Origin of the sequence: Methylobacterium sp. WL103 (genome assembly GCF_008039885.1) — a bacterium.
In the GTDB taxonomy this organism is placed as follows: Bacteria; Pseudomonadota; Alphaproteobacteria; order Rhizobiales; family Beijerinckiaceae; genus Methylobacterium; species Methylobacterium cerastii.
Genome location: NZ_VRUX01000477.1, coordinates 1 through 3,327 on the forward strand (window position 1 = coordinate 1; position 3,327 = coordinate 3,327).

At 72.5% G+C, this 3,327-nt stretch carries 2 protein-coding genes; one reads left to right on the plus strand and one right to left on the minus strand.

Translation table 11 applies throughout. The annotated features are described in order from the left end of the window. The first annotated feature begins 80 nt into the window (after positions 1-80). Positions 81-2,246 carry an HWE histidine kinase domain-containing protein gene (locus tag FV222_RS20800; protein ID WP_147815543.1) on the plus strand — a complete coding sequence of 722 codons (2,166 nt, stop codon included), beginning with the start codon at positions 81-83 and terminating at the stop codon, positions 2,244-2,246. Between the two features lie 303 nt (positions 2,247-2,549). Here FV222_RS20800 and FV222_RS20805 read toward each other — a convergent pair. Continuing rightward, the coding region (locus tag FV222_RS20805) for an autotransporter outer membrane beta-barrel domain-containing protein (RefSeq protein WP_147815542.1) at positions 2,550-3,327 on the minus strand (778 nt) is incomplete at its 5' end.

A 3,327-nucleotide genomic window follows, 5' to 3' on the forward strand; every position in this document is an offset into this window, starting at 1 on the left:
GTGCGGCTGGAGAGCGGCTTCCGCGTCGGCGTCGCCGGCGGCTACACTTCGACCAGCCTCGACACGGCCGGCCGCCTGCAATCCGGCTCGATCGAGAGCGGCTTCGGCGGCGCATCGCGCGGCTGGAGCGCAACGGCGCCTCGACGCAGGTCTACCTCGTCGCGCTCGTGATCGCTTTGATCGGGCCGGCCCTGATCTTCACGGCGATCCTGCTCGCCCGCTACGCCTCCGTCGAGCGCGCCCGCTTCGAGCAGGACGCGCGCGAAAACGTGCGCGGCATCGCCCTGTCGGTCGACCGCGACACCGCCGGCCTGGTCTCGGTGCTGCAGACGCTGGCCACCTCGCCGCGCCTCAAGGACGGCGAGTTCGAGGCGTTCGACGCCCAGGCGCGCCTCGTCCGCGAGGCGATCGACCTCGACATCATGCTGCGCCGGCCCGACGGCCAGCAGATCGTGAACACCGGGATCAAGCGCGGCGGCATGCTGCCCGTCACCGCCCTGCCGCTCGACAAGGAGGTCGCCTCGGGCACGCAGCGGGCGATGGTGACGGGCTTCCTGCCGGGGCCGATGCCGAGCGACGCGACCTACGCGGTCGCCGTCCCGGTGATGGTGGGCACGAACGTCGCCTACATCCTGAGCTTCAACGCGCCCTTGAGCCGCCTCCAGGCGATCCTCGCCCGCGAGGTGGTGGAAGGCTGGACCACCGGCATCTCAGACCGGCAGGCGCTGGTGCTCGCGCGCCTGCCGGACCCTGGCTCGGTCGTCGGTCGCCCGCGCCTCCAGAGCCTGCGCCAGATCCAGACCGAGACCCCCGGGGTGTGGGAGGGCAAGGACCGGCAGCACCGCCCGGTCGTCGTGGTTGAGGCGCGCTCGCGCCTCACCGGGTGGACGGTCGGCACCAGCATCCCGCAGGCCCTGGTCGATGCCCGGCTTCGGCGCTGGGTCTGGGCCTTCGGCGGATTCGGCCTCCTCGTGCTGGCGACCTCCTCGGCGCTCGCCGTCGTCCTGTGGTCGCGGGTCTCGCGCCCCTTGCGGCAGCTCGCGGCCTCCGGGCCGGCCCTTTCGCGCGGCGAGGCGATCCCCCGCATCGCCTCGCCGGTGCACGAGATCCGCCGGCTCGGCGACGTGCTCACCGACGCGTCCCTGCGCCTCAAGACCCGCGAGGGCGAGCGCGACCGGGCGCTCGCCGACACCCGCCGCGGGCTCTCGGCCCTGCGCGAGAGCGAGGCGCGCTTCCGCCACATGGCCGATTCCGCGCCGGCGCTGATCTGGATGACGGACGAGGACGCGACGATCAGCTTCGCCAACATGCACTTCGAGCACATCTTCGGCATGCCGGCGACGGCCCTGGCCAACGAGGGCTGGCACAAGATCATCCACCCCGACGACCTCGCCGGCTTCTCGACGACCTTCACGGAGGCCTTCGGGGCGCGAAAGCCCTTCCGCACCGAAGTCCGCGTGATCGACCGCGACGGCGCGGTGCGCTGGCTGCGTTGCGAGGGCGTGCCGCGCCTCGACGACGGCGGCACCTTCCTCGGCTACACCGGCTGCAACGTCGACATCACCGACGCCAAGTTCGCAGAAGAGCACCTGCTGCTCCTGATCCACGAGCTGAACCACCGGGTGAAGAACACCCTGGCCACCGTGCAGTCGATCGCCAACCAGTCGTTGCGCGGTCTCGAAGGCGCCGAGGCGGACGCGGCCCGCACGGCCTTCGAGGCCCGCCTGCTGGCGCTCGCCCGCGTCCACGACGTCCTCACCCGAGAGAGCTGGGAGGGGGCCGAGATCGGCACCGTCGTGGCCGACGCGATCCGGCCCCTCGACGCCACCGAGGTCTCGCGCTTCCGGGTCTCCGGGCCGCCCTTACGGCTGCCGCCGCGGATCGCCCTCTCCATCGCCATGGCGTTGCACGAGCTCGGCACCAACGCGGTGAAGTACGGCGCGCTCTCGCGGGAGGGCGGACGCATCGACATCGGCTGGACGATCCGGCGCGATGACGAGGTCTGCCTCACCCTGCAATGGGTCGAGAGCGGCGGGCCGCCGGTCGCCAAGCCCACCCGCACCGGCTTCGGCTCGCGGCTGATCGAGCGCAGCCTCGCCCGCGAGCTCGCCGGCGAGGTCAACCTCGCTTTCGACCCCGGCGGCGTCGTCTGCACGATCGTCGCCCCGGTGCCGCCCCCCGGCCTGCTCGAGCGCAAGGGCGGCACCGACGTGCCGCGGATCGCCCCGCTCCCGCGGCTGGGGTAACGGCACTCGGCATTCGGGTAGGGGCAGGGTAGCCGGGTCGGAGAGCCTGTCGGTTTCCTGCCGAATGCCGAAGCTGAACGAGCCTCCGTCCCACCCACCGCCTCATCTGACGTGCTTTCGCGAAGCGGAAGCCTCGAAGGAGACCTTCAGTGGTCGCGTGTCCGGCTGGAGGGCTCCTTCGAGGCCGCTTGCGCGGCACCTCAAAATGAGGGGGGTGGGTGGGGTGAACCGTAGAATATGAAGCCGCCGCGAGCTGATGATCGCGGCGGCGGGTCTTCAGACCGGTGGGGCGTCGGGGCCGGATCAGAACCGGTAGGTGAAGTTGCCCTTCACCGCGTGGTCCTCGGCGCGGGTCCCGACCTGGCCGGTATAGGCGACGCCGAGGGTGGCGGCGGCCGAGACCCGGAGGTCGAGGCCGGCTTCAGCCACGAGCGCGTCCCGGTCGATCGGGATGCCGGCGGTGAGGAAGGCCGGGCCGGTGGCGCCGAAGGCGAGCAGCGCGGTGGGCACCACGTCGCCGAAGGCGCGGCGGTAGCCGAGGAGGCCGTGGGCCGAGACCGGTACGCCGAGGCCGAGGTCGAGGCTGGTCTGCGCCCGCACGCCGGCGGTGGCGGTGCCAAGGTCGTAGTCGCGGGCAAAGCCCGTCAGCGCGGCGATGCCGCCGGTCTCGGTGAAGCGGTCGCGGCCGATCGAGACGTAGGCGCCGCCGACGAAGGGCTCGATGTAGGAGAGCGTCGTCACCGGGACCGGGGCGGCGTCCTTGCCGATCGGCGGCGTGGCGCCGCCGAAGACGAACTTGTAGCCGAGTTCGCCGAAACCCTGGATCGTCGAGCCGCCGGTGCGGGCGCTCGGCGTATCGGAGACGCCGGCGAACAGCACCGTCCGGCGCAGGCGCGCCGCGTTGTCGGCGTAGACCGCGCCGAGCCGCAGCGAGACCGGCCCGAGCTCGTACCCGCCGTAGACGCCGCCGAAGCCGCTCTCGATCGAGCCGGATTGCAGGCGGCCGGCCGTGTCGAGGCTGGTCGAAGTGTAGCCGCCGGCGACGCCGACGCGGAAGCCGCTCTCCAGCCGCACGTCCGCG